This is a genomic window from Leucobacter sp. NPDC058333 (assembly GCF_042726155.1).
Lineage (GTDB): Bacteria > Actinomycetota > Actinomycetes > Actinomycetales > Microbacteriaceae > Leucobacter.
Genome location: NZ_JBHXHV010000002.1, coordinates 537,515 through 562,105, shown reverse-complemented (window position 1 = coordinate 562,105; position 24,591 = coordinate 537,515). Strand labels below are relative to the sequence as shown.

The window sequence follows — 24,591 nt, the reverse complement described above, 5'->3', positions numbered from 1 at the left end:
ACCAGCAATGTCGCGAGTGGCTGCTACGCTCCCCACATGGTGAAGTTGTTGGGGCGGTTGCGCTCCGCGGGCATGAAGAAGCCCGATCTCAATGATGATGCGGCGACAAAGGCGAAATACCTCGACTCGCATCCCGCGGTGAAGCACGCCGACATCGAGCAGATGGACGCTGACACCCGCGAGATGTATCGCGACGCGCGCGAGGCCGCGGTAGACGCGGTCGAGGAGCGCGCAAACGCACGCACGCGCGAGTTCGTCATTCGTGGCCCGTTCCAGTTGGGCTTCACGATCACGCTGGGCGTGCTCGTCGCGATGCTGTTCGGCGGCATGGTCGAGCAGCTCACCACGATCATTATGTACGTGGCGGCGGCGCTGTTCGTGGCGCTCGGGCTCGACCCGGTGGTGCGCGCGCTCAACCGGCGCGGCCTGAACCGCCCGCTCGGCATCGCGGTCGTGTTCGGCGGCTTCGTGCTGGTGATCGCTGGTCTGCTCGCGATCATCATCCCGATGATCGCGAATCAGATCTCGCAGCTCGTGCGCAGTGCGCCGTTCCTGTTCCGCGACATCACCCAGCAGCAGTGGTTCGCCGACGTGAACGAGCGTTTCGGCAAGTTCATCGACTTCGACGGCCTGCTGAAGATCGGGCAAGAGATCGTCAGCAAGCCAGAAAACTGGGCGCAGGTCGCCGGGGGAGTGTGGCAAGCGGGTATCGGCATCGCGAACGGTCTCACGGCCGGCCTCATCGTGCTGATTCTCACCCTGTACTTTCTCGCCTCACTGCAGTCGATCAAGCGCGCGTTCTACTCGCTCGTGCCGCGGTCGGGTCGCGCGAAGGTGATGGACATCACCGAGCAAGTCACCAAGTCGGTCGGTGGCTACGTCAACGGCATGGTGATCCTCGCGTTCATCAACGCGGTGCTCGGCTTCATCATGATGACGATTGTGGGGGTGCCGTTCGCCGGCCTCGTGGCGGTGGGCGTGTTCTTCCTCGCGCTGATTCCTCTGATCGGTTCGGTCGTCGCGACCGTGCTGGTAACCATCGTCGCGCTGTTCGATTCGCCGACGACCGCCATCATCGCTGCGGTCTACTACCTGATCTACATGCAGATCGAGTCGTACCTGCTGACGCCCCGCGTGATGAATCGCGTGGTGTCGGTGCCCGGCGCGCTCGTCGTGATCGGCGCGCTCGCCGGCGGCACGCTGCTGGGGCTGCTCGGTGCGCTGATCTCGATCCCGGTTACGGCGATGATGCTGATGATCATTAAACAAGTGTGGGTGCCGCGGCAAGAGCTGCGGTAGCCAGATGAGCAGCGCTCAAGCAGCAGCACTCAAGCAGCACAGAGCAAATGCGTGATGAACAAGTCCGAGATGAACTGATAGGATTAAAGCCCGTGGGAACAGAGCAGAACGCGGACCAGGCCGGAGTCACCAAACACATCTTCGTGACCGGGGGTGTCGTCTCCTCGCTGGGGAAGGGCCTCACCGCCGCGAGTCTCGGAAATCTGCTGACAGCGCGTGGGTTGCACGTCGTTATGCAGAAGCTCGATCCGTATTTGAATGTGGATCCGGGCACGATGAATCCCTTCCAGCACGGCGAGGTCTTCGTGACCGACGACGGCGCTGAGACCGACCTCGACATCGGTCACTACGAGCGATTCCTGGGAATTCATCTGTCGCAGGCGGCGAACGTGACGACCGGGCAGATCTATTCGACGGTGATCGCCAAGGAGCGTCGCGGCGAGTATCTCGGTGACACCGTTCAGGTGATCCCGCACATCACGAACGAGATCAAGCGCCGCATGCGCCTGCAGGCCTCAGAGACCCCGCGCCCCGACGTCATCATCACCGAGGTCGGCGGCACCGTCGGCGATATCGAGTCGCAGCCGTTCCTCGAGTCGGCACGCCAGGTGCGCCACGAGCTCGGCCGCAAGAACGTGTTCTTCGTGCACGTCTCCCTGGTGCCGTTCATGGGCGCCTCGGGCGAGCAGAAGACGAAGCCGACGCAGCACTCCGTTGCCGCGCTGCGCTCCATCGGCATTCAGCCCGACGCGCTCGTGCTGCGCAGCGACCGCCCGGTCACCGACGACAACCTGCGCAAGATCGCACTCATGTGCGACGTTGACGAAGACGCCGTCGTGAACGCGATCGACGTGCCCAGCATCTACGACCTGCCTCGCCTGCTGAACGACCAGAGCCTCGACAGCATCATCGTCGAGAACCTCGGCCTCTCCGACCGCTCGAGCGACGTCGACTGGACCGGCTGGCAGCCGGTGCTCGACGCGGTGCACCACCCGAAGGGCGAGGTCACCCTCGCGCTCGTCGGTAAGTACATCGACCTGCCCGACGCTTACCTCTCTGTCACCGAGGCGCTGCGCGCCGGCGGCTTCGCGCACTCGACGAAGGTCAACATTCGCTGGGTGCCGTCAGACACCTGTCAGACGCCAGAGGGCGCGCGCGAGGCGCTCGGCGATGTCGACGGCATCTGCGTCCCCGGCGGCTTCGGCATTCGCGGCATCGAGGGCAAGCTCGGTGCGCTGCGCTTCGCCCGCGAAAACCACATTCCGACGCTCGGCCTGTGCCTGGGCCTGCAGTGCATGGTGATCGAATACGCCCGCCACGTCACCGGGCTCGACGGCGCATCGTCGACCGAGTTCGACCCCGAGACCTCCGTGCCGGTCATCGCGACGATGGCCGAGCAGGTCGACATCATCGATGGCGGCGACCTCGGCGGCACGATGCGCCTGGGCCTGTACGAGGCCGCGCTGGCTGAAGGCTCGCTCGCGGCCGCCGTGTACGGTGCGCCGACAGCGACCGAGCGTCACCGTCACCGCTACGAGGTCAACAACCGTTACCGCGACGAGATTGCGGCCTCGGGCCTCTCGTTCTCGGGCACCAGCCCCGATGGCGCGCTCGTCGAGTACGTTGAGCTGCCCACGGACGTGCACCCGTACTACATCGCCACGCAGGCGCACCCCGAGTTGCGCTCGCGCCCGGGCACCCCGCACCCGCTGTTCGCGGGGCTCGTGGGTGCCGCGATCGATCGCCGCGATGCAGCGCAGCTGTTCGAGGTCGACAACGGTGAGTGACCGCGTCGGCGCGCTCGCGGGCGGCGAGGCCGAGGTATTCGGCCCGCTTTCTGACGAACGCGCCGACGATGTGCGCGTCGTCGAGAGCGAGCTGATCGCGACCGGCCAGGTGTGGGACATGCGGCGTGACAGCTTCGAGTTCGCTGGCACGGTGCTGGCGCGCGACTACGTCGATCACACGGGCGCCGTCGCCGTGCTCGCGCTCGACGAGGATGATCGCGTGCTGCTCATCAAGCAGTACCGGCACTCCACCGGCCATAGGCTGTGGGAGATTCCGGCCGGGCTCATGGACGTGCCGGGCGAATCGGGTCTCGCGGGGGCGCAGCGCGAACTCGCCGAAGAAGCCGACACGCAGGCCGACTCTTGGCACCTGCTGCTCGATCTCTTTCTGGCCCCCGGCAGCTCGTCGGAGGCCATGCGCGTGTTTCTCGCTCGAGGGCTCTCGCCCGCGACGCACTCGTACGTGCGCGCGGAGGAGGAGACCGAGCTCGAGCCCGTGTGGGTGCCGCTCGAGGAGGTCGTCGACGCCGTGCTCGACGGACGCGTGCAGAACACGGTGACCGCGAACGCCGTGCTCGCCGCCGTCGCAGCTCGCAGCCGGGGCTGGTCGACGCTGCGCTCGGCCGAGCTGCCCTGGTCGGCGCGCGCGGCCGTGCCGGGGTTCCGTTCGCGCTAATGCCCGTCAGCGTGCACCAGGGCGTGGAGCGATACCTGCGTCACGTCGCCCTTGAACTCGGCCTCTCCGCGAACAGCCAGGCGGCCTACCGGCGCGATCTCGCCGCCTACGCCACCTGGCTTGAGCAGCGCGGCATCACCGACCTCGGCGCAGTGGTTCCCGAGACCCTCGCGGAATACGTCGCTGATCTCGCGAGCCCGCAGGAGGTGCCGGGCGCCGACCCGAAGCCACCGCTCGCCGTGGCCTCGATTACGCGCCGACTGTCGACCGTGCGCGGCATGCACCGGTTTCTATTCGAGGAGGGCCTCCTCGACGCGCACGCTGGCAGCGGCGTGCGCACCCCGAAGCGCGCCCAGCGCCTCCCGAAGGCGCTGCCGCTCGAAGACGTCGAAGCACTGCTGAACGCCGCCGGTGGCGATGACCCCGTGGGGCTCAGGGATCGCGCGCTGCTCGAACTGCTCTACGCGAGCGGTGCCCGCGTTAGCGAGGTCACGGCGCTCGACGTCGACGACCTGATCGGCGCGCCCGGGCAGGTCGATGCGGTGAGCGACCCTGAGGCGGCGCTCGGCGCGGGCGGGTTCGTTCAGGTGACAGGCAAGGGTTCCAAACAGCGCATCGTGCCCTACGGCAGCTACGCGGGCCGCGCGCTCGCCGCCTACCTGGTGCGGGCGAGGCCAGAGATGGTCACACGAGGATCAGGCACGCCAGCGCTGTTCGTAGGCCCCCGCGGCGCGCGACTCTCGCGTCAGAGCGCGTGGCTCGTGATCCGCGCGGCAGCCGAGCGGGCCGAACTCACGCGCGAGGTGTCACCGCACACACTGCGCCACTCGTTCGCGACGCACCTGCTCGCCGGTGGCGCTGACGTGCGCACCGTGCAGGAACTGCTCGGCCACGCCTCCGTGACGACCACCCAGATCTACACGCAGGTCACGGCCGATACCCTGCGCGAGCACTACCTGCTCGCGCACCCGCGCGCCAAGTAGGCGCGTCGCCCCGCGAGCCGCGAGCCGAGAGCCGAGAGCCGCGAGCCGCCCCGGCATGAACGGGAGATGACGGGAGGGGAAACTTCGGCGACTCAGGCGCCGTGAGTGGCGCCCAGATGGCATAGTTCGAAGCAGAATGTCTGCGCTGCCCGCACTGGGCGCGCGACCCGAAGCCGAACAACGAGAAGACACCGCGCAGTGAACGCCACTCAGATTGACGACGCCCAGACTGACGATCCGCAGCTGCCGCTCACCCGCGGAGCGCTCGCAGCGCCCGAGAGCACACTCATCGATATCTTGCTGGCAACCGCCGAAGCCCACCCCGACGCGTCCGCGATCGACGCCGGTGCCGGGGCGCTGAGCTACCGCGAACTCGTTTCGGCGGTCGACGCGCTCGCCGCAGAGTTGCGCGCCGTGGGTGTGCGGCGAGGCGACCGGGTCGGGGTGCGCATCGATTCGGGATCACAAGACCTGTACATCTCGATCCTCGCCATTTTGCGCGCCGGGGCCGCCTACGTGCCCGTCGACGCCGACGACACCGACGAGCGGGCGCGTCTCGTGTTCGGCGAGGCGCGAGTGATCGGTGTCGTCGGCAACAACGGCTTTGTGCGCCGCCAGGTTGCGGGGGAAGTCGACAGCGCCCCGGGCCCGAGTGCCGCCCCGACCCCGAGTGCGGCCCCGACCCCCGATGATGACGCGTGGATCATCTTCACCTCCGGGTCGACCGGCGTGCCGAAGGGCGTCGCCGTCAGCCACCGCTCGGCGGCGGCGTTCGTGGACGCCGAGGCGCGCATGTTTGTGCAGCGAGAACCGCTCGGCCCGGGCGATCGCGTGCTCGCGGGGCTGTCGGTCGCGTTCGACGCATCGTGCGAGGAGATGTGGCTCGCGTGGCGGCACGGCGCGTGCCTCGTTCCGGCTCCGCGCGCGATCGTGCGCGCGGGCGAAGACCTGGCTCAGTGGCTCGTGCGCCAGGGCATCAGCGTCGTCTCGACCGTGCCGACGCTCGCCGCGATGTGGCCGCGCGAGGCGATCGAGCACGTGCGACTGCTGATCTTCGGCGGCGAGGCGTGCCCGCCCGAGCTGGCCGCCCGGCTCGTCGAGGACGGACGCGAGGTCTGGAACACCTACGGCCCCACCGAGGCCACAGTCGTGGCGTGCGGCTGCCAACTCGACGGGGTCTCGTCGATCAGCATTGGCTTGCCGCTCGACGGCTGGGATCTCGCCGTCGTCGACCCGGCCGGGCGTCGCGTAGCACCGGGGGAGTCGGGCGAACTCATCATTGGCGGGGTCGGCCTCGCCCGCTATCTCGACCCCGCGAAAGACGCGGAAAAGTACGCGCCGATGCCCGAACTCGGGTGGGGGCGCGCGTACCGCTCGGGCGATCTCGTGCGCTACGAGACGACCGGGCTGATATTTCTCGGCCGCGCCGACGATCAGGTCAAGGTCGGTGGGCGCCGCATTGAGTTGGGCGAGGTCGAAAACGCGCTGCAGGAGTTGCCGGGCGTCACCGCCGCCGCGGCCGCCGTGCGCGCGAGCGAGGCGGGGGTGCCGGTGCTCGTCGGGTACCTCGTCGTGGAGGGTGAGGAGCCCCTCGATCGCGCCCTCGCGCGCGAGCACCTCTCTGGTCGGCTCGCCGCGGGTGTGATGCCGCTGCTCGCGATCGTGGACGAGCTGCCAATTCGCACCTCGGGCAAGGTCGACCGCGCGGCACTACCGTGGCCGCTGCCCGGCGTCGACGCTCCGCTGGCCGAGGGGCTGAGCGAGAGCGAGCAGTGGCTGGCCGCGCAGTGGCAGTCGGTGCTCGGGGTGCCGGTGCCCGGATCGCAGGCCGACTTCTTCGACCTGGGCGGCGGATCGCTGCCCGCGGCGCAACTCGTCTCCCGCATCAGGGCCCGCGTGTCCGAGTTCACGGTCGCCGACATCTACGACGTGCCCCGACTCGGCGCGATGGCGAAGGCGATCTCGGCGGTCGCGGAGGCGCACGACGACGGTGACTTTCACGAGCCAGCGCCGACGCCGCGGCGCACCCAGTGGGCGCAGACGCTCGCGGGTGTGCCGCTGTTCATCGCGAGCGGTTTGCGCTGGCTCGTGTACCTGCTGACCGCTGGCACGGTGCTGAACCTCACCACGGGGTTCGAGGTGTTGCCGAGCGTACCGATCTGGGCGCTGCTGATCGCGCTCCTCGTGCTCGCGACGCCGTTCGGCAAGATGGCGATTGCGGCGGCTGTCGCCCGCTTGCTGCTCGCTGGCCTGCGCCCCGGCGACTACCCGCGCGGCGGCGCCACGCACATGAAGCTGTGGCTGGCCGAGCAATTCGCGCAGCAGATCGACGCCGTCGGCCTGGCGGGCGCACCGTGGATCACCCTCTACGCCCGAGCGCTCGGCGCGAAGATCGGTGCCGACGTGAGCCTGCACACGCTGCCGCCGATCACCGGGAAACTGGCGGTCGGCGCGCGATCCGCGATCGAACCCGAGGTTGATCTGACCGGATACTGGATCGACGGCGACCTGCTGCGGGTTGGGGCGGTCAGGATCGGCAGCGACGTCACCGTGGGAGCGCGCAGTACGCTCGCACCCGGCACGCGCATCGATGACGGTGCCGAGATCGCTCCCGGATCCGCCGTCTTCGGCCGAGTGAAAGCCGAACAGACCTGGGCGGGTTCGCCCGCGGTGCGCGTCGGGGCGAGCCGCGCAGACGAGTGGCCGGCCGGTCGGCCGCCGCATCAGCCCGCGTGGCGAATCGCGTTCGGGCTGTCGTCGGTCGTGCTCGCGCTGCTGCCGTTCGTCTCGTTCGCCGTCGGCGGGCTCGTGATCGCGGCTGGGGTGCGCGGGGCAGACACGCTCGGCGGGGCGCTGCTCGCGGCGCTCGCCTGGCTCGTACCCGCGACGCTGCTGACCGGCGTCGTCTACGCTGGCTCGGTGTTGGTGCTCGTGCGACTGCTGGCGATCGGGCTGACGGAGGGCACCTTCCCGGTGCACAGCCGTGTCGGATGGCAGAGCTGGACGACCGAGCGCCTGCTCGATGCGGCGCGCGCCTTTCTGTTTCCGATCTACTCGAGCCTGTTTACGCCCGTCTGGCTGCGCATGCTCGGCGCCCGCGTGGGGCGCAACGTCGAGGCCTCGACCGTGCTGCTGTTGCCGGCGATGACGCGCATCGACGACGGCGCGTTTCTCGCCGACGACACGATGGTCGCGTCATACCAACTGCACCGCGGCTGGCTGCGCATCGGACGGGTGCGCATTGGTAAGCGCGCCTTCCTGGGGAACTCTGGCATGGCCGGGCCAGGGCACCGAGTGCCCAAGGACTCGCTCGTCGCGGTGCTGTCGGTCGCGCCGAACAAGGCGAAGGCCGGCTCATCGTGGCTCGGCTCACCGCCGGTGCGCCTGCGACGGCTCGCTCAGGGCGGCGACGACAGCCGCACGTACCACCCGGGCGCGGGCCTGCGCATCGCTCGCGCGCTCTGGGAACTCGGGCGCATCGTCGCCGTGTTCACTACGACGGCGCTCGGCCTCGGTGTACTCGGCGCGTTCGCCTGGCTGTGGACGACGGTCGGTCCGGTCACCACGGCGCTGCTCTCGGGCGTCGTGATGCTCGCGGCGGGCGCGGTCGCGGCTGGCGTGACGACGGCCGCGAAGTGGGCGATCGTGGGGCCGATTCGCGCTGGCGAGGCGCCGCTCTGGTCGAGCTTTGTGTGGCGCACCGAGGTCAGTGACACGTTCACCGAGATGCTCGCCGCGCCCTGGTTTGCGCGGGCGGCGGCCGGCACCCCCGCGCTCGCGGTGTGGCTGCGGTCGCTCGGCGCGACGATCGGCTCGGGTGTGTGGTGCGAGTCGTACTGGCTTCCCGAGCCAGATTTGGTCACGCTGGGCGACGGATCCACGGTGAACCGGGGCTGCGTCGTGCAGACCCACCTGTTTCATGATCGAATCATGAGCATGGATACCGTCGAACTCGCTGCCGGGGCCACACTCGGCCCCCACAGCGTTATTTTGCCCGCGGCCGTGATCGGCGCGCACGCGACGGTCGGCCCCGCCTCCCTCGTGATGCGCGGCGAGAGCGTGCCCGTCGGATCGCGCTGGAGCGGCAACCCCATCGGCCCCTGGCGCGCGCTCAAGTTGCGCGCCTACCAGTCGACGAAGTGACCGTGCGGGCGCGAAAGGCGATGGTGAGCGACCCCTACACGCCGACCAGCGGCGACCCGCGGTACGCCGTCGCCCACTACGACCTCGACCTGCAGTACACGCCGCGCACGAACCGGCTCGACGGGCACGCGCGCCTCAGCGTGCGCGTGCTCACCGACACCGATCAGCTGCGCGTCGACCTGATCGGCCTCACAGCGGGCAAGGTGCGCGTCGACGGTGCCCTGCAGCGCCAGGCGAAGCAGACGGCGCACGCCCTGACGATTCGGCTCGACGAGACCGTCGTCGCGGGGAGCGAACTGCAGCTCGACATCGACTACTCGGGGCGACCGGCGCCCAGACGGTCGCGCTGGGGGCAGCTCGGCTGGGAAGAACTTGAACACGGCGCTCTCGTCGCGTCGCAGCCCACGGGTGCGCCGACCTGGTTTCCGTGCAACGACCGCGTCGACGACCGCGCCACCTACGACATCGCGTTCACCACCGACCGCGGCTTCTTCGTCGCCGTGACCGGTGTGCCCGGAACGGTGACGGGCCGATCCGGCAAGACCACGCGGCGGTTCGCGAGTTCCGTGCCGACCGCGACCTACCTGCTCGCCGCCCACATCGGCGAGTACGCCGAGTATCGCCTCGGCGAGCGCGCGCGGCTCATCGCGCCGCCCGTCCGCGCCAGAGCCGCGCAGCGCGCGTTCGCGCCCGTGCCGCGCATGATCGAGACGTTCGAAGAGTGGTTCGGGCCGTACCCGCAGGAGGACCTCACCATTGTCGTGACCGAGGAGGAACTCGAGATTCCCCTCGAAGCGCAGGGCATGGCGACGTTCGGGCGCAATCACGAGGCCCCCGCTGAGCAGCGGCTGATCGCGCACGAGCTCGCGCACCAGTGGTTCGGCAACAGCCTCGGCATCGCCCGCTGGCACGACATCTGGCTGAACGAGGGCTTCGCGTGCTACTCCGAGTGGATCTGGTCTGAGGCATCGGGCGGGCCGACCATCGCCGCGCTCGCCGCTCAGCACCACGCGCGACTGGCCGCCCTGCCGCAGGATCTACTGCTCGCCGACCCCGGCCCCGACGACATGTTCGACGACCGCGTGTACAAGCGCGGCGCGCTCACGCTTGAAGCGCTGCGCCGCGTCATGGGCGAGCCGGCATTCCGCGCGCTGCTGCTGGCCTGGGCGGGCACGCACCGGCACCGGCTCGTCGCGACGGCCGATTTCGTTGCCCTCGCGCAGTCGCTGAGCCCGGTGCGTCTCGACGCGCTGGTTGAGGCGTGGCTCTACGCGACGGCGCTGCCCGAGCTGCCGGTTGCCGCCGCGAGCTGAGCGGGTGTGGCAGGCTGGGTGCGCTGGCTGGCGAGCGCGGTGGCGAGAGCGACCGTCAGGATCGCGGCGTGGCCGCCCGGGGTGAGGTCGAGGCGCAGTTCGGCGAATGCTAGCTCGGCGTTGGGGTGTGTCGCGCCGTGCGGGTCTGTTTCGCTCGGGTCTGTGCCGCTCGGGTCTGTGCCGCTGAGGTCTGTGCCGCTCAGGTTCGTGCCGCGCAGCCCCGTGCCGCGTGCTTTTGCCGCGGCCTCGATGCGGGTCCAGGTGGCCACGTCGGCCGTCTCGTCCCCGAGCGCCTCGGCCACTCGCATGCGGGTCTCGGGGGAGTCGAGCTCAAGATCGATGCCGAACGCGGTGGCGGACGGCGGCGCGACCCCGACCGCCACGAGCCCCTCCGCGTAACTGATGCTCACGAGGGGCAGGCGCGCCGCGTGGGTCGTGCGCGCCGCGCCCGTCGCGCCTGCGACGCGCACCGTGCCCGTGGCGCGCGCCAGTGGCACGCCGTGGGCGTCGCTGCCGCAGGCCGGGCACTGCCGCACGATGCGCAGCGATTCGCGAGATTCGTGCGAGTCGTGAGACTCGTGCGAGCCTGCTGTCGCGAGCAGGTCGAGAAGGAGGGCGTGGGCGGCTGCTCGCCGATCCTCGTCAGGGGTCGTCGCCCGCCACGCCAGTCGCGTGCCGAGCGGTCCGGGCTGCTCGCCGCCGTGGCCGGGCATCAGGCCGCTGTACCCGCGGTGGGGCGATCTGTGCTGTCGGTGAGCACCGTGCTATCGGGGAGCTCCGTGCTGTCGGGGAGCTCCGTACCGTCGGGGAAGTCCACGGCGCCGTCCTGGAGGAGCGCGAGGCGGCTGACGGTGCGGAAGAGATCCGGAGGCGGATCCGCGATATCGACGAGGCCCGCCCGGTCGGTGCGGGCGAGCACCGTGAGCGGCAGGTTGGCGTGCACGAGCACGTCGAGCAGTGACACGAAGCGCTGCCGAGCCTCGCGGCTCGCGGCCGAGAGAGGGGGCACATCGGTGAGGACCCAGCGATCGTAGTCGGCGGCGAGTTCGAGAAAGTCGTCGGCGATCGACGAAGCCTCGAGCAGGTCTGCGAAGTCGAACCAGACCTCGGCTGTGCTTGTGGTTGTGCTTTCGGCGGGGCTGTAGATTGCGCTGTCGGCCGGCCCGCCGGTCGTGCCGGTTCCGCGGCGAATCGCGAGCGCTCGCAGCGCGCGGTGCCCGTCGAGCACGGTGGCCGATTCGGCGGGGTCCGGGGGCGTCAACCCTGCGGCGCGGGCGGCGCTCGCCGCCGAGCCGGTCGGGCCGTAGGTGATCCAGCGCCCCGAGGCGAAGCCCGCGCGTGTGACGCTCGCCGTCGTGCGGTAATCGGTGCCGCCGTCGAGGCTGCGCACCCCGAAATGCTGCCTGATCAGCCGGACGCTGGGTTCCACGACGTGGTGAAAGACGGGGTTTTCGAGCAGCCCCTCGGGCTCATAGTTCGAGGTCAGCAGTGTCGGGATGCGGCGCTCGACGAGCTCGGCGATCAAGCGATTCAGCAGGCTGGCCCCGCCCGGGTCGTGCACGTGCAGTTCGTCGAAGAAGAACACCCGAGCGCCGGCGAGCAGTTCGGCCACGGTCTGCTCGATAGCATCGCGGGCACTCATGCGCGCACCGAACCTGCGCTGCAGCTCCTGGAAGAAGGTGTGGAAGTGTACCCGTCGCTTCGCAGACTCCGGCACGTCGATCGCGTCGAACACCTCGGACATGAGCCAGGTCTTGCCTCGCCCTGCCGGGCCGTGCACAAAGCACCCGATGAGGTGCGGCGCGGCCGGCGAGTTCGGTGTGCTTGGCGACTGCGGTTTCGCGACTGCATTCATGATCGCTGCCACGTCATCGAGCAGCGCGCGCTGGGCGGTATCGAGCGTGAACCCTCGCGCTGACGCTGCCCCGATCACTGAGTCCACGAGCGCTCGATCGGGCGTCGAGCGAGTGTCGAGGTTCTGCGTCACGCGACCCAGGCTACTGCCTGCCCGCCCAAGCCCAACCCAATCCCGCCCACACCCCACCCACACACACCCGCCCCCCTCTTTCAAGCCCGCCGAGAGTACCCGAATGGTCGTTTCCGAGCTGCTGAAGGGTCCTTTTGCGTACTCTCGGCTGGGTCGGGCAACCGCCAGTGCAGCTCGGCGCGGCGGCCCCACACCATCGCGACGAGCAGAACGGCGGCACCGATCCAGCCCAGCGGGCCGATGCGCTCGCCGCCGATGACGACGCCGATGATCAGCACCCATCCCGGCTCCGAGCCGAGCATCAGGCCCGCCCGCGAAGCCGAGGTGCGGCTCGTTGCCCAGAGCTGGCCCACGAACGCGAACACGGTGCAGCCGAGCGCGAGAAACGCCACCAGAACCCACATTGCGGCCGTGAACTCGGGCAGCCGAGCGAGCAGCGGCGCACCGCCCACCGCGGTAAACAGCGCGGCCCCGAGCGCGATCTCGACTGTCGTCAGCCCGAGCAGGTCGGCGCCCGGGGCGCGCGCAGCCTTCGCCTCGGCGACCCCGAGCGTTGCCCGGGTGATCGCTGCGACCAAGATCAACGCGTCGCCCGGGTTCACGCTCGCGAATCCGTCTCCGCCGACCAGCAGCGCGATGCCGCCGAGGGCCAGCAGTACGCTGCCAATCAGGCCCGGAGTGAGGCGGCGCCCGGTCGCCCACGATTCGAGCACCGGCGTGAGCAGTATCGACAGGCCGATGATGAGCCCCGCGTTCGTGGCGCTCGTCATCGTCACACCGACGGTCTCAAGCACGATCGTCGCGGCGCGCAAGCCACCGAGCACCGAACCGGCCCGCAGCGAGCGCCGCAGGTTCGGGCCTCGGCGGCCGAGCACGATGGCGCCGAGCACGAGTGCCGCGGGCAGAAAGCGCGCGCACAGCACGGCGGTGACGCCGAGCGTTGTCGCGAGCTGCTGCGTCGCGAGATAACTGCCGCCCCACACCGCGGCGATGCCGAGCAGGGCGAGATCGGGGAGCAGGTGGCGGCGGCTGGCAGGAACGGGCACACACCGACGATGCCGCAGTTCACCGTGAAGAACTACGGGCACTGTCTTCAAGGGTCAGTAAGATCTGCTTCATGGAGATTCGTCATCTGCGCACACTCCGAGAGCTGCGGGATCGGGGTTCCGTCACCGCGGTTGCCGCGGCGCTGCACCTCTCGGCGTCGGCGGTCTCGCAGCAGCTCGCCGCGCTGCAGCGTGGCTTCGAGGTGCCACTCACCGAGCCCCGAGGGCGCATGCTCGGGCTCACCCCGGCGGGTGAACGTCTCGCCGCCGCGAGCGACGACGTCATCGAAGCGATGTCGCGCGCCGAGCAGGCCGTCACCGGGTTCCGCGCCGAGCCGGGGGAGCGGGTCTCGGTCACGGCGTTTCACAGCGCCGCGCTCGCCTGGTTCCCCGAGCTGATCGCGACGAGCATCGCCGACCCAGACGGGCCGAGCGTGCGGTGCCGCGACGAAGACGTCTCCATCTCAGAGTTCGTCGGGCTCGCGGCCGACCACGACATCGTGATCGCGCACCGCCCGCCAGCATCCGAGCCCTGGCCAGCAAACAGGGTCGTCGCCATCCCCGTGCTCGAGGAACCCATCGCGATCGCCCTGCGCCGCGACCACCCCCTCGCTGAACGCGACACCGTCGGTCTCGCCGAACTCACCGGCGAGACGTGGGTCGCCGCGCACGAGGGATTCGCGCTCGAACCCCTGATCGTGCAGGCGCTCGCCGCGAGCGAGGGGCGCCGGATCGAGATCACCCACCGCGTGAACGAGTTCAACGTCGTCGCCGCGGTTATCGCTCGCACGGGCGCCGTCGGGCTGCTGCCGCTGCACACCGGCCTAGCGCGGGCGTTTCGGGACGAGGTGGTGCTGCGCCCGATCCGCGACGTGACCGTGATGCGTCACATCGATGTCTTGGCGCGGCCGGAGGCGATGACGCGAGAGGCTGTGCGCACCATCGTGGCGCGGATCATCGAGATCGCGCAGCGCAGTTCTGGGGAAGTCGCGGCACGATAGGATGGAACGTCAATGAGCGGGAGGAGACCGGGTATGGCGAAACAGGTCGAACTGGGGCCGACCGGGCGACCCGATCGCATCATTCCGCCTCCCAAGAAGCTCGACCGCCACGGGCCCGCGCGCATCATCGCGATGTGCAACCAGAAGGGCGGCGTCGGCAAGACCACCAGCACGATCAACCTGGCCGCAGCGCTCGCGCGCTACGGCCGTCGCGTGCTCGCAGTCGACTTCGACCCGCAGGGCGCGCTCTCAGCCGGGCTCGGTGTACCGGCGCACGACGTGCCCACGATCTACGACCTGATGCTCGGCAAGGTGAAAGATCCGCGCGACGCGATTCAGACCACCGGCACCCCCGGGCTCGACGTTATCCCCGCAAACATTGACCTGTCAGCGGCCGAGGTGCACCTCGTCACCGAGGTCGCCCGCGAGCAGATCTTGGGCAGTGTGCTGCGCAAGGTCGTCGACGACTACGACGTGATCTTGATCGACTGCCAGCCGTCGCTCGGCCTGCTCACGGTGAACGCGCTCACGGCCAGCCACGGTGTGCTGATTCCGCTCGCCTGCGAGTACTTCGCGCTGCGCGGTGTGGCCCTGCTCGTCGAAACCGTCGACAAGGTGCGCGACCGGCTCAACCCGGCGCTCGAACTCGACGGCATTCTCGCGACCATGTACGACGCGCGCACGCTGCACGCGCGCGAGGTGCTCGAACGCGTCGTCGATACGTTCGACGACAAGGTGTTCGATACGGTCATCGGTCGCACGGTGAAGCTGCCCGACGCGCAGATCGCGGCAAAGCCGATCCTCGACTACGCACCGTCGAATGCGGCCTCGGAGGCCTATTTGAAGCTGGCCCGCGAGCTCGTGCAACGCGGCGCAGTCGCCTAGGATCATGGCGGTCGACACGGATCCGGGCGCCGCGCAGGCCGGCACGGATTCGGGCGCGGATGACGGCTTCCGCGTGAGTCTCGCCGTGTTTGACGGGCCGTTCGACCTGCTGCTGAACCTGATCGGCAAGCACGAACTCGACATCACCGAGGTCTCGCTCAGCCTCGTCACCGACGAGTTCATCGCCTATCTCGCGACGATCGAGGGCCAGGGGGTCATCGAGCTCGATCGTGCCTCGGAGTTTCTCGTGGTGGCGGCGACGCTCCTCGACATGAAGATCGCGAGTCTGCTGCCGCAGGGCGAGGTCGTCGACGCCGAAGACATCGCGCTGCTCGAAGCTCGCGATTTACTGTTCGCGCGGCTGCTGCAGTACCGCGCCTTCAAACAGGCGAGCGCCTGGTTTCGGGAGCGACTCGAGGCCGAGGGCGCGCGGCACCCGCGGCTCGTGCCGCTCGATGCGAAGTATCGCTCGCGCGGGCCCGAGCTGGTGTGGACGCTGAACGCCGCCGACTTTGCCGCAATCGCGATGCTGGCGTTCGCGCCCCGTGAGATCCCCACCGTCGGCCTCGACCACCTGCACGCTCCGCTCGTTTCCATTCGCGAGCAGGCGGCGATTGTGGTGGCGCTGCTGCGAAGCGGCGGGGTTGGCGATGGTCGGGGCGACGGTCGCGGGGGTGCCCGCAGCTTCCGGGAGCTCGTCGCTGGTGTGAGCGAGCGCGGGGTGGTCGTGGCGCGGTTCCTCGCGATCCTCGAACTGCATCGCCGGGCCGCGGTCACGTTTGAACAGGCCGAACCCCTCGGTGAGCTGCACGTGCAGTGGAACGGCGAGAGCTGGTCGGACGACGAACTTGCTACCTTGGGAAACGACTATGACTGATACGCAGACTGAGGGTGCCGCTGCGCCGGCCGCTGATGGCGCCGCCGGCGCCGCCAGCGCTCCCGAAGCGGGGCAACTATTGGTGGGTGTCGCCGAGCGACACCCCGGAGAAGTTACCCCGCTCGCGGAAGCGGCCGAGCTGGCGCGGGTGCGGGCAGCGCACACGCTGGCGCAGCAGTTGGAGGCGTTGCTGATCGTCGCCGACGAGCCGCTCAGCGCGGTCGCTCTGGCCACGGCAACCGACCGCCCCGTGCGGGAGGTGCGCGCAGCGCTGACCGCGCTCGTCGCCGAGTTCAACGGTGTGGATTCCGCAGGCGGCGCTGCCTCTGCGGGCGGCACTGATTCCGCCAGCGATGCTGACCCCGCAAGCGGCGGAGCACCCAGCCCGCGCGGCTTCGAGCTGCGCGAGGTCGCCGGCGGGTACCGCTTCTACGTGCGCGAAAGCCTCGACCCGCTCGTCGCCGACTTCGTGCAGCAGCAGTCACCCACGCGGCTGTCGCAGGCGGCGCTCGAGACCCTCTCGGTGATCGCGTACCGGCAGCCGATCTCGCGCGGCGCGATCGCGTCCATCCGCGCCGTCAACGTCGATTCGGTCGTGCGCACGCTGCTCGGCCGCGGCCTCATCACCGAGGCAGGGCAAGACTCGGAGACCGGCGCGATTCTCTATGGCACCTCCGACGCGCTGCTCGGCTACCTCGGTATCGGTGACATCTCCGAGCTGCCGCCCATTTCACCCCTGCTTGATGAACCAACAGAAGGATTCGACGAATGAAGAACTCGGAAGAGAGTCTCGGCGGATCATTTTCCGTCGACGGTGACAACGTCGAGGTCGACCTCGCAGCATTCGGCTGGGACCGTCCGGTCACCGGCGCACCCGGAAGCGGCGCCGGCAACGGTGACAATGACAACGGTGACACCGACACCACCACCACCGAGCACGACGACGACGGCCGCATTCGCCTGCAGAAGGCGCTCGCCCACGCCGGTGTCGCCTCGCGTCGCGCCTGTGAATCGCTGATCACGAGCGGACGCGTTACCGTGAACGGCGAGATCCAGCGCGAGATGGGTTCGCGCATCAATCCCGAAACCGATGACGTGCGCGTCGACGGCGTCGTCGTGCAGCTCGACGTCTCGAAGCGATACTTCGTGTTGAACAAGCCCCGCGGCGTCGTCTCCACGATGAGCGACGAGAATGGCCGCCCCGACCTCCGCGAGTTCACCGATGAGGTCGAAGATCGGCTCTACAACGTCGGCCGCCTCGATACCGACACGAGCGGTCTGCTCATCCTGACGAACGACGGCGAGCTCGCGCACCGCCTCGCGCACCCGAGTTTCGGCGTGCAGAAGACGTACATCGCCAAGGTGCGCGGCCGGGTCACGGCCGCCGTGATCCAGCAGTTGAAAGACGGTGTCGAACTCTCAGACGGCCCGATCCACGCGGATCGCGCGAAGCTGCTGCCGGGCGGCTCCGGCGACTCCCACTCACTCGTCGAGGTCACGCTCCACTCGGGCCGCAACCGCATCGTGCGACGCTTCCTCGCCGAGGTCGGGCACCCCGTCGTCGAGCTCGTGCGTCGCCAGTTTGGCCCGCTGAACCTCGGCACGCTGCGCGTCGGCGAACTGCGCGAGTTGTCCTCCGCAGAGCGCGGCGCGCTGCTGTCGGCGGTCGAAGACGGCGGTACAAGCGATGGTTCCGGATCCGGCGGCGCTCAGCAGCCCGGCCGCCGTGGCGAGATCACGGCCGGCCGACCCGGTGACGGCAAGGGCGCCCGCGGCATGCGGGGCATGGCAGCGCGCGGCAACCCGCACGGCCGCGGCGGCCCGAAGGGCCAGTACGGCGGCGGCAATGGTGGTGGCAACGGTCACGGCGGCGGCAACCGCAACCCGGGCGGCCGACGACAGGGCGGGCGATGACCGACGTGAACACAGCGCCCGGCACAGCCGGCCCCCACCTGCGGGCTGCCGGCGAGCAGGCGCTCGCCTCGCGCACCCGCGGCACCGTGCACATCATCGGCGCGGGGCTTCTCGGCGCGAGCCTCGGGCTCGGCCTCCGCGAGCGCGGCGTCGACGTGACGCTCGAAGACCTGTCGCCGACGACCGTCGCCCTCGCCGCTGATTACGGCGCCGGTCGGCTGCGCTCCAGCGACGACGCCGCGCCCTCGCTCGTGATCGTCGCGACGCCGCCCGATGTCGTCGCGAACGTCGTCGAGCGCGCGCTCACGACGTACCCCGACGCGGTCGTCACCGATGTCGCGAGCGTGAAGCTCGCGCCGTTCCTCGAACTACAGCGGCGCGGCATCGACCTCGCCAATTACGTCGGTTCGCACCCGATGGCTGGCCGCGAGCGCGGCGGTGCGATCATGGCGCGCGCCGATCTCTTCGTGGGTCGGCCCTGGGTGATCTGCCGCGACGGCGACACCCCCGCCGAGGCACTCGCGCTCGTCGAGGCCGTGGCGCTCGACCTCGGGGGAGTGCTCATCGAGATGACTCCGGAGGAGCACGATCGCTCCGTCGGTCTCGTCTCGCACCTGCCGCAGGTCGTATCGAGCCTGCTCGCCGCCCGTCTCGTGCCCGCGACGGAGCAGGCGATCGGGCTCGCCGGTGGCGGGCTGCGCGACACCACGCGCGTCGCGTCGAGCGATCCCGAACTGTGGGTGCAGATCTTGGGTGCCAACAGCGCGCCCGTCGTCGAGCTGCTCGACGCGTTCGCCGCGGATGTCGCCGCGTTCGCCGACGCGCTGCGCGATCCGGCCCGCGTGGGTTCGAAGCGCCGCATCGCCGACCTGCTCTCGGCGGGCAACAGCGGGGTGTCGCGCATCCCGGGCAAGCACGGATCGTCCGAGCGATTTGCCCACATTACGGTGCTGATCGACGATTCTCCCGGGCAGCTCGCGAAGTTGCTCACCGAACTCGGAGAACTGGGTATTAATATGGAAGACTTGCGCCTTGAGCATTCGCCGGGCGCCCAGATCGGTTTCGCGGAGATCTCAGTGCTGCCAGAGGTAGCAGAGCGCGCCGTCGCCGATCTCGTCGATCGTGGATGGAGGACGCTGTGACTGAGGCTGCACTGAATGATGCACCGCACGCCGCACCCCTCCTCGTCGCGATTGACGGGCCGGCGGGCAGCGGCAAGTCGAGCGTGTCTCGCGCGGCGGCCGAGCAGCTCGGTTTCGGCATTCTCGACACCGGCGCGGCGTATCGCTCGCTCGCGTGGGCGGCGGTTGCCACGGCGGCAGATCTTGACGACTCCGCGGCGGTTGTCGCGATCCTCGACTCCTGGACGTACGCCATCACGCTGCGCGGTGAGCAGCGCGTCACCGTCGATATTGGCGGCGAGACCCACGACGTCACCGCGGCGATTCGCGAGCACGCGGTGAGCGGGCTGGTCAGCCGGGTGTCGAAGCACCCCGAGGTGCGCGAACGGCTGAACGCGATGTTCCGCGAGATCGTGGCCGAATCCGGTCTCGACGGCGTCGTCATCGAGGGGCGCGACATCACCACTGTGGTCGCCCCAGACGCGCCGGTGCGCATCCTCATGACGGCCTCGGCCGAGGTGCGCGCGCAGCGCCGAGCGGGCGAACTCGCGGGGCTGACCCACGAGCAGGTGCTCGCAGACATTGAGGCCCGCGACGCCAAAGACGCGCAGGTCGTCGACTTTTTCACCCCGGCCCCCGGCGTGACGCTCGTGGACACGAGCAACTTGAACTTCGAGCAGTCGGTGCAGGCTGTGGTCGATATCGTACGAGTGGCGCAGGGCGTCGCGGAAGAGAGCGAATAATGAGCGAGCAGAACCCCGGTTCGGGCGCCGAGAACGATGCCCCAGTGACGCGACGAGGTCGGCACGCCGAGCCCGACCACAACGGACCCGAGTCCGACGGATCCGAGTTCGACGGCCCCCAGGTGATGCAGGTGAACCCCGACGGCAGCCAGGTTGCCGCGGCACCCGAGTACAGTGAGGCCGACACCTACGAGGCGACCGTGTCTGCGGGCGCACAGTCGAACTCCGACGAGTTCAACGCTGCCGACTACACCACGGACGATGGCGACGGCGAAGTAATCGTCGGCGAGGGTTTTGACGCGAGCGTCACCGACGAGGAGCGACTGCGCGCCATGCGCTCGAACCTCGACGGCTTCGACCTCGACGAAGACGACAACGCGATCATCAGCGACGAGGGCGAGTTCCTCGGCTTCCGCGAGCCCGTCTCCGAGGCGCTGCCCGTCGTTGCGATCGTCGGCCGCCCGAACGTCGGCAAGTCTGCGCTCGTGAACCGCATCATCGGCCGCCGCGAGGCAGTCGTCGAGAACGTGCCCGGCGTCACCCGTGACCGCGTCACGTACCAGGCGGAGTGGAACGGCACGCGCTTCAGCCTCGTCGACACCGGCGGCTGGGAGCCGGACGCGAAGGGCATCGACGCGTCGGTCGCCCTGCAGGCTGAGGTCGCGATCGAACTCTGCGACGTCGTCATGTTTGTGGTCGACTCCCGCGTCGGCCCGACGGCCACCGACGAGCGCGTCGTGCAGCTGCTGCGTCGCACGCACAAGCCGGTCTTCCTGGTCGCCAACAAGGTTGACGACGTGGCGCTCGAGGGTGAGGCCGCGCAGCTGTGGTCGCTCGGCCTCGGCGAGCCCCGCGCCGTCTCGGCGCTGCACGGCCGCGGCGTCGCCGACCTGCTCGATGACGTCCTTGAAGCGCTGCCAGAAGAGTCGGCAGTCGCGCAGCCCAAGCTGCTCGGGCCGCGTCGCGTCGCGCTGCTCGGCCGCCCGAACGTCGGCAAGTCGAGCCTGCTGAACAAGGCCGCGGGCGAAGAGCGCGCGGTCGTCAGCGACATCGCTGGCACCACTCGCGACCCGGTCGACGAGCAGGTCGAGATCGCGGGCCGCGTCTGGACCTTCGTCGACACCGCCGGCATCCGGCGCCGCGTGCACCTGCAGAAGGGCGCCGATTTCTACGCCTCGCTGCGCACCTCGGCCGCGCTCGAAAAGGCCGAGGTCGCCGTCGTGCTGATCGACGTGACGCAGGAGATTTCGGATCAGGATCTGCGCATCATCGACCTCGTGCTCGAATCCGGGCGCGCGCTCGTGCTGGCCTTCAATAAGTGGGACATGCTCGACGACGACCGGCGTCGCTACCTCGAACGCGAGATCGAGCAAGATCTCGCGCACGTCGACTGGGCGCCCCGCGTCAACATCTCGGCCCGCACCGGGCGACACCTCGAGAAGCTCGTTCCGGCGCTCGAGACCGCGCTCGAGTCGTGGGACATGCGTATTCCGACCGGCAAGTTCAACGCGTTCGTCGCCGAGCTCGTGCAGGAGCACCCGCACCCGCTGCGCAGCGGCAAGCAGCCGCGCATCCTGTTCGGCACCCAGGTGCAGAACAGGCCGCCGACATTCGTGCTCTTCACCTCGGGGTTCCTCGACCCGCAGTACCGCCGCTTCATTCAGCGCCGCCTGCGCGAGCGCTACGGCTTCGAGGGCAGCCCGATCGTGATCAACATGCGCATTCGCGAGCGTCGCCCGCGCCCGTAAGGGGTGGGTATGCGGCAGGGCCCGGGATCGGTTTCGATCCCGGGCCCTGCTGTGTGTACGGGTGCCGCGGTAGTGGGCGCAGCTGTTGTGCGTGCCGCAGCGCCATTTGCGGGGCGCTCAGCCAGCCCGCGCTAGCCTCGGAGTATGGCGCCAACTGAGACTCCCGGCCAGCCGGCTCGCCAGCTGACGAGGCTCGAGGCGTCGATCGATCGGACCGCGCATCGGCTGCTCGCTGGCAAGCCGGCTACGGGTGCGCGCGGCGTGCTCATCGAGGCCGCGGTCTTCCTGCTGAAGCAGGCGTGGGCGTGTATCTTCGGTGCGCTGATGCTCGTCGTCATCGTCGCGGCGCGGCTGTGGTACCCCGACGACGCGGGCCTCGCCCGCAACGACGCAATGACGATAGCGGCCGTGCTGATCCAAATCGGCATGCTCGCCTTTCGCCTGGAGAGCGGGCGCGAGCTCTGGGTGATTGTGCTGTTCCACATCACGGGAACGGCGATGGAGCTCTTCAAAACCGATGTCGGATCGTGGGCGTACGCCGCCGACGGAGTGCTACGGATCGGCGCCGTGCCGCTCTTCAGCGGCTTCATGTACGCGGCGGTCGGGTCGTACATGGTGCGCGTCTATCGGTTGCACGATCTACGCTTCACGCGGTATCCGCCGATCTGGGCGACCACCGTGGTGGCCGCCGCGATCTATGTGAACTTCTTCTCGCACCACTACATGTTCGATCTGCGGTGGATCTTGCTCGCTCTCGTGGTGCTGCTCTGGGCGCCGACGATGATGTACTTCCGGGTGTGGCGGGCGACGCTGAAAGTGCCGCTGCTGCCCGTGTTCTTGGGGGTGTCGCTGTTCATCTGGATCGCTGAGAACATCGCGACCCTCTCGGGAGCCTGGCTGTATCCCAGTCAGAACGATGGCTGGGAGCCGGTCTCCGGTCAGAAGATCATTTCGTGGTTGCTGCTGATGATCATCTCGGTGGTGATGGTCACCTGGGTGTACCGGCCGCGGCGCCCGGACGCTGTGGCGCTGGTCGCCGCGGCGCGCTGACGCCGCTAGCCCGCCGTGGAGAAGACCGCGAGGGCGCCGAAACCGATGCCGAACACGGCGACCAGCACGACAGCGGTGATCGCCCAGAGCGCGAGCATCACGACGTTCAGCCAGACGCCCCAGAGGGCGACGGCGCGCTCGGTCGTGTCGCGGCGGAGCGCCGAGACGCCGAAGATGATGCCGGCGATCGGGGCGAAGAATGTCCAGCCGCTGACCACGGAGGCAATGCCGAGCACGAGGCTCGTGATCGCGAAGCCGCGGGCGCGCGGGGCTGCCGGGACGGTGCCCTGGCTGGTGGCTGAGGCGGTGGATTCGTGGGTGATGGTGGCGCTCATGTGCGGCTCCTCTCGTGCGGGGCGAACTGACTGCTTGCCCGTGATACCTCAACGGTATTCCGAGGGGCGGTGCCCCCGCATCCGCCCCCTGTATCGCCGGGGTCAGACCCCGGTACCGTGCCCACTAGTGCGACGCGGCCGATACGTCGGTGCCCCGGGGCGTCATGACGAATACGGCCACGGCAACGGCGAACATCACGATGCCTCCGGCGATCCCGGTCGCCTGCATTGAGTGCGTGAACGCGATGCCCGCCTGCTCAGCGAGTTCGGGCAGTCGCAGCTCGCCGGCGATCGAGACGGCGGCGCCGAGCGACTCCTCGGCCTGATGCGCGAGCGTGCGATCGAGGCCCTGCAGCGCACCAGAGGCAATGAACTCGGCGCGGTAGAGCAGCGCCGAGACGCTGCCCAGAATCGCGACGCCGAGCACGGCACCGAGCTCGTACGAGGTCTCCTCGATGGCGCCGGCGTTGCCAGCCTTCTCCTCGGGGGAGCCGTGCATGATCATCGCGGAGGCAATCGCTAGCGAGCCGGTGCCCGCGCCCACGAAGCACAGCGCGACGATCACGGTGAGCGTTGTGACGGTGCCCGGCTGCAGCCCGATGATGAGCATGCCGACGCCCGCGAATCCGAGGCCGCCAGCGAGCACCGCGCGTGCCCCGATGCGCCGCGCGAGCGACGGTGCCACGAGGGACGCGATCGCGCCCGTGATAGCGAGCGGGAACAGGCGGATGCCCGCCTCAACCGGTGATGCCCCGTCGACCAGCTGCAGCCACTGCGCGATGAGCAGCAGCGCGGCGATCATCGAGAACGTCGAGCCGAGCGCCGCGATCGCGCCGGCCGAAAACACGCGGTTGCGGAAGAGACTGAGATCGAGCAGCGGCGACGCACTGCGCAGGCAGCGCGCGACGAACCACGCCAGCAGTGCCGCGCCGGCGACGAACGCGACGATCGCCTCGGGTACGAGCAGGCTCGCCTCCTTGCCGAACGTCTTGATCGCCCAGACGAGCAGCGTCATGCCGACGAGCGAGAGTGCAGCCGCGATGAAATCCCAGCGGCCGGTGTGCGCAACGCGCGATTCGGGCAGGATCAGGATGCCCGCCACCACGCCGACCAGCATCAGCGGCACGTTGACGAGGAACGCCGCGTGCCATGAGAAGTGCTCGAGCAGCACCCCGCCGATGAGCGGGCCGAACGCCGCGCCGAGGCCCGATACGGCCGCCCAGATCGCGAGGGCCGTGGCGCGCTCGCGGGCGTCGGTGAAGATGACGCGAATGAGCGAGAGTGTGATCGGCATGATCATGGCACCGCCGACGCCGAGGATCGCGCGAATCGCGATCACCGACTCGGCGTTCGTGGCGAACAGCACGAGCAGCGAGGCTGCCCCGAAAATCGTGTAGCCGAGCAGCAGCATCCGCTTGCGCCCCCAGCGATCGGCGATCGCGGCGAATGAAACGAGCAGGCCCGCGAGCACGAGGGAGTAGACGTCAATGATCCAGAGCTGCTGGTCGGAGGTCGGGTGCAGCTCGGCCGCCATCTCGGGCAGCGCAATGTTCAAGATCGTCATGTCCATCGTGATGACGAGCAGGCTCGCGGTGAGCACGCTGAGCGCGGCCCAGCGGCGCGCTCGGCTGAGCGGCGGTGCGACGGTCGTGTGTGCAGTGTTCGGATTCAACATGGTGGTGC

The 24,591-nt window shown here is 69.3% G+C and carries 19 protein-coding genes and 1 pseudogene; 15 read left to right on the top strand and 5 right to left on the bottom strand.

What is annotated here, in order from left to right:
* Positions 1–36 precede the first annotated feature (36 nt).
* The 6 genes from ACFWHR_RS10435 (at position 37) to ACFWHR_RS10410 (ending at position 10,201) form a co-directional block, all read left to right on the top strand.
* Positions 37–1,299, top strand: coding sequence for an AI-2E family transporter (locus ACFWHR_RS10435; RefSeq protein WP_382448241.1), 1,263 nt, complete (start codon positions 37–39; stop codon positions 1,297–1,299).
* A gap of 92 nt (positions 1,300–1,391) precedes the next feature.
* Positions 1,392–3,086, top strand: a complete 1,695-nt coding sequence (locus ACFWHR_RS10430; RefSeq protein ID WP_382448240.1) for a CTP synthase — start codon at positions 1,392–1,394, stop codon at positions 3,084–3,086.
* Entirely contained in the window at positions 3,079–3,762 is a 684-nt protein-coding gene (locus ACFWHR_RS10425) for an NUDIX domain-containing protein (protein ID WP_382448239.1), read from the top strand. The genes ACFWHR_RS10430 and ACFWHR_RS10425 overlap by 8 nt, the downstream gene beginning before the upstream one ends.
* Positions 3,762–4,745, top strand: a complete 984-nt coding sequence (locus ACFWHR_RS10420) for a site-specific tyrosine recombinase XerD (RefSeq protein ID WP_382448238.1) — start codon at positions 3,762–3,764, stop codon at positions 4,743–4,745. Before ACFWHR_RS10425 ends, ACFWHR_RS10420 begins: the two co-directional genes overlap by 1 nt.
* A 198-nt stretch (positions 4,746–4,943) precedes the next feature.
* Positions 4,944–8,888 carry a Pls/PosA family non-ribosomal peptide synthetase gene (locus ACFWHR_RS10415; protein ID WP_382448237.1) on the top strand — a complete coding sequence of 1,315 codons (3,945 nt, stop codon included), beginning with the start codon at positions 4,944–4,946 and terminating at the stop codon, positions 8,886–8,888.
* Positions 8,889–8,908: 20 nt separating this feature from the next.
* Positions 8,909–10,201 (top strand): M1 family metallopeptidase, encoded by a 1,293-nt coding sequence (locus ACFWHR_RS10410; RefSeq protein ID WP_382448254.1) that lies wholly within the window; start codon positions 8,909–8,911, stop codon positions 10,199–10,201.
* Here ACFWHR_RS10410 and ACFWHR_RS10405 read toward each other — a convergent pair.
* The 3 genes from ACFWHR_RS10405 to ACFWHR_RS10395 all read right to left on the bottom strand — a co-directional run bounded on the left by ACFWHR_RS10405 (position 10,156) and on the right by ACFWHR_RS10395 (position 13,234).
* Positions 10,156–10,914 (bottom strand): hypothetical protein, encoded by a 759-nt coding sequence (locus tag ACFWHR_RS10405; protein WP_382448236.1) that lies wholly within the window; start codon positions 10,912–10,914, stop codon positions 10,156–10,158. The two genes, ACFWHR_RS10410 and ACFWHR_RS10405, sit on opposite strands and share 46 nt — an antisense overlap.
* The gene (gene zapE / locus ACFWHR_RS10400) at positions 10,914–12,188 is read right to left on the bottom strand and encodes a cell division protein ZapE (protein ID WP_382448235.1); all 1,275 of its coding nucleotides are present in this window, start codon (positions 12,186–12,188) and stop codon (positions 10,914–10,916) included. The genes ACFWHR_RS10405 and zapE overlap by 1 nt, the downstream gene beginning before the upstream one ends.
* Before the next feature lie 80 nt (positions 12,189–12,268).
* Positions 12,269–13,234: a DMT family transporter gene (locus tag ACFWHR_RS10395; protein WP_382448234.1), complete on the bottom strand. Its 966-nt coding sequence runs from the start codon at positions 13,232–13,234 to the stop codon at positions 12,269–12,271.
* A 71-nt stretch (positions 13,235–13,305) separates the two neighbouring features.
* On the opposite strand from ACFWHR_RS10395, the gene ACFWHR_RS10390 reads away from it, so the two are divergent.
* The 9 genes and pseudogenes from ACFWHR_RS10390 to ACFWHR_RS10350 all read left to right on the top strand — a co-directional run bounded on the left by ACFWHR_RS10390 (position 13,306) and on the right by ACFWHR_RS10350 (position 22,573).
* Positions 13,306–14,235 carry a LysR family transcriptional regulator gene (locus tag ACFWHR_RS10390; RefSeq protein WP_382448233.1) on the top strand — a complete coding sequence of 310 codons (930 nt, stop codon included), beginning with the start codon at positions 13,306–13,308 and terminating at the stop codon, positions 14,233–14,235.
* A gap of 33 nt (positions 14,236–14,268) precedes the next feature.
* Entirely contained in the window at positions 14,269–15,120 is an 852-nt protein-coding gene (locus ACFWHR_RS10385) for a ParA family protein (RefSeq protein ID WP_382448232.1), read from the top strand.
* A gap of 4 nt (positions 15,121–15,124) precedes the next feature.
* Positions 15,125–15,997 (top strand): segregation and condensation protein A, encoded by an 873-nt coding sequence (locus ACFWHR_RS10380; RefSeq protein ID WP_382448231.1) that lies wholly within the window; start codon positions 15,125–15,127, stop codon positions 15,995–15,997.
* On the top strand, positions 15,990–16,769 hold the full coding sequence (locus ACFWHR_RS10375) for an SMC-Scp complex subunit ScpB (RefSeq protein WP_382448230.1): 780 nt from the start codon (positions 15,990–15,992) through the stop codon (positions 16,767–16,769). The genes ACFWHR_RS10380 and ACFWHR_RS10375 overlap by 8 nt, the downstream gene beginning before the upstream one ends.
* Before the next feature lie 182 nt (positions 16,770–16,951).
* Positions 16,952–17,680, top strand: a pseudogene (locus tag ACFWHR_RS10370) (pseudouridine synthase); the annotation flags it as partial.
* Between the two features lie 227 nt (positions 17,681–17,907).
* On the top strand, positions 17,908–19,053 hold the full coding sequence (locus ACFWHR_RS10365) for a prephenate dehydrogenase (protein ID WP_382448229.1): 1,146 nt from the start codon (positions 17,908–17,910) through the stop codon (positions 19,051–19,053).
* A complete protein-coding gene (cmk, locus tag ACFWHR_RS10360) occupies positions 19,038–19,775 on the top strand; it encodes a (d)CMP kinase (protein WP_382448228.1) in 738 nt (245 codons plus the stop codon). The genes ACFWHR_RS10365 and cmk overlap by 16 nt, the downstream gene beginning before the upstream one ends.
* A gap of 332 nt (positions 19,776–20,107) precedes the next feature.
* Complete coding sequence (gene der, locus ACFWHR_RS10355; RefSeq protein ID WP_382448253.1) at positions 20,108–21,523, top strand: ribosome biogenesis GTPase Der; 1,416 nt, start codon at positions 20,108–20,110, stop codon at positions 21,521–21,523.
* Between the two features lie 144 nt (positions 21,524–21,667).
* Positions 21,668–22,573: a DUF817 domain-containing protein gene (locus ACFWHR_RS10350; protein WP_382448227.1), complete on the top strand. Its 906-nt coding sequence runs from the start codon at positions 21,668–21,670 to the stop codon at positions 22,571–22,573.
* 5 nt (positions 22,574–22,578) lie between these two features.
* Here ACFWHR_RS10350 and ACFWHR_RS10345 read toward each other — a convergent pair whose 3' ends face one another.
* Together ACFWHR_RS10345 and ACFWHR_RS10340 are read right to left on the bottom strand one after the other, a co-directional pair.
* The gene (locus ACFWHR_RS10345) at positions 22,579–22,908 is read right to left on the bottom strand and encodes a DUF4190 domain-containing protein (protein WP_382448226.1); all 330 of its coding nucleotides are present in this window, start codon (positions 22,906–22,908) and stop codon (positions 22,579–22,581) included.
* Between the two features lie 124 nt (positions 22,909–23,032).
* On the bottom strand, positions 23,033–24,583 hold the full coding sequence (locus ACFWHR_RS10340; RefSeq protein ID WP_382448225.1) for an MFS transporter: 1,551 nt from the start codon (positions 24,581–24,583) through the stop codon (positions 23,033–23,035).
* Positions 24,584–24,591 lie beyond the last annotated feature (8 nt).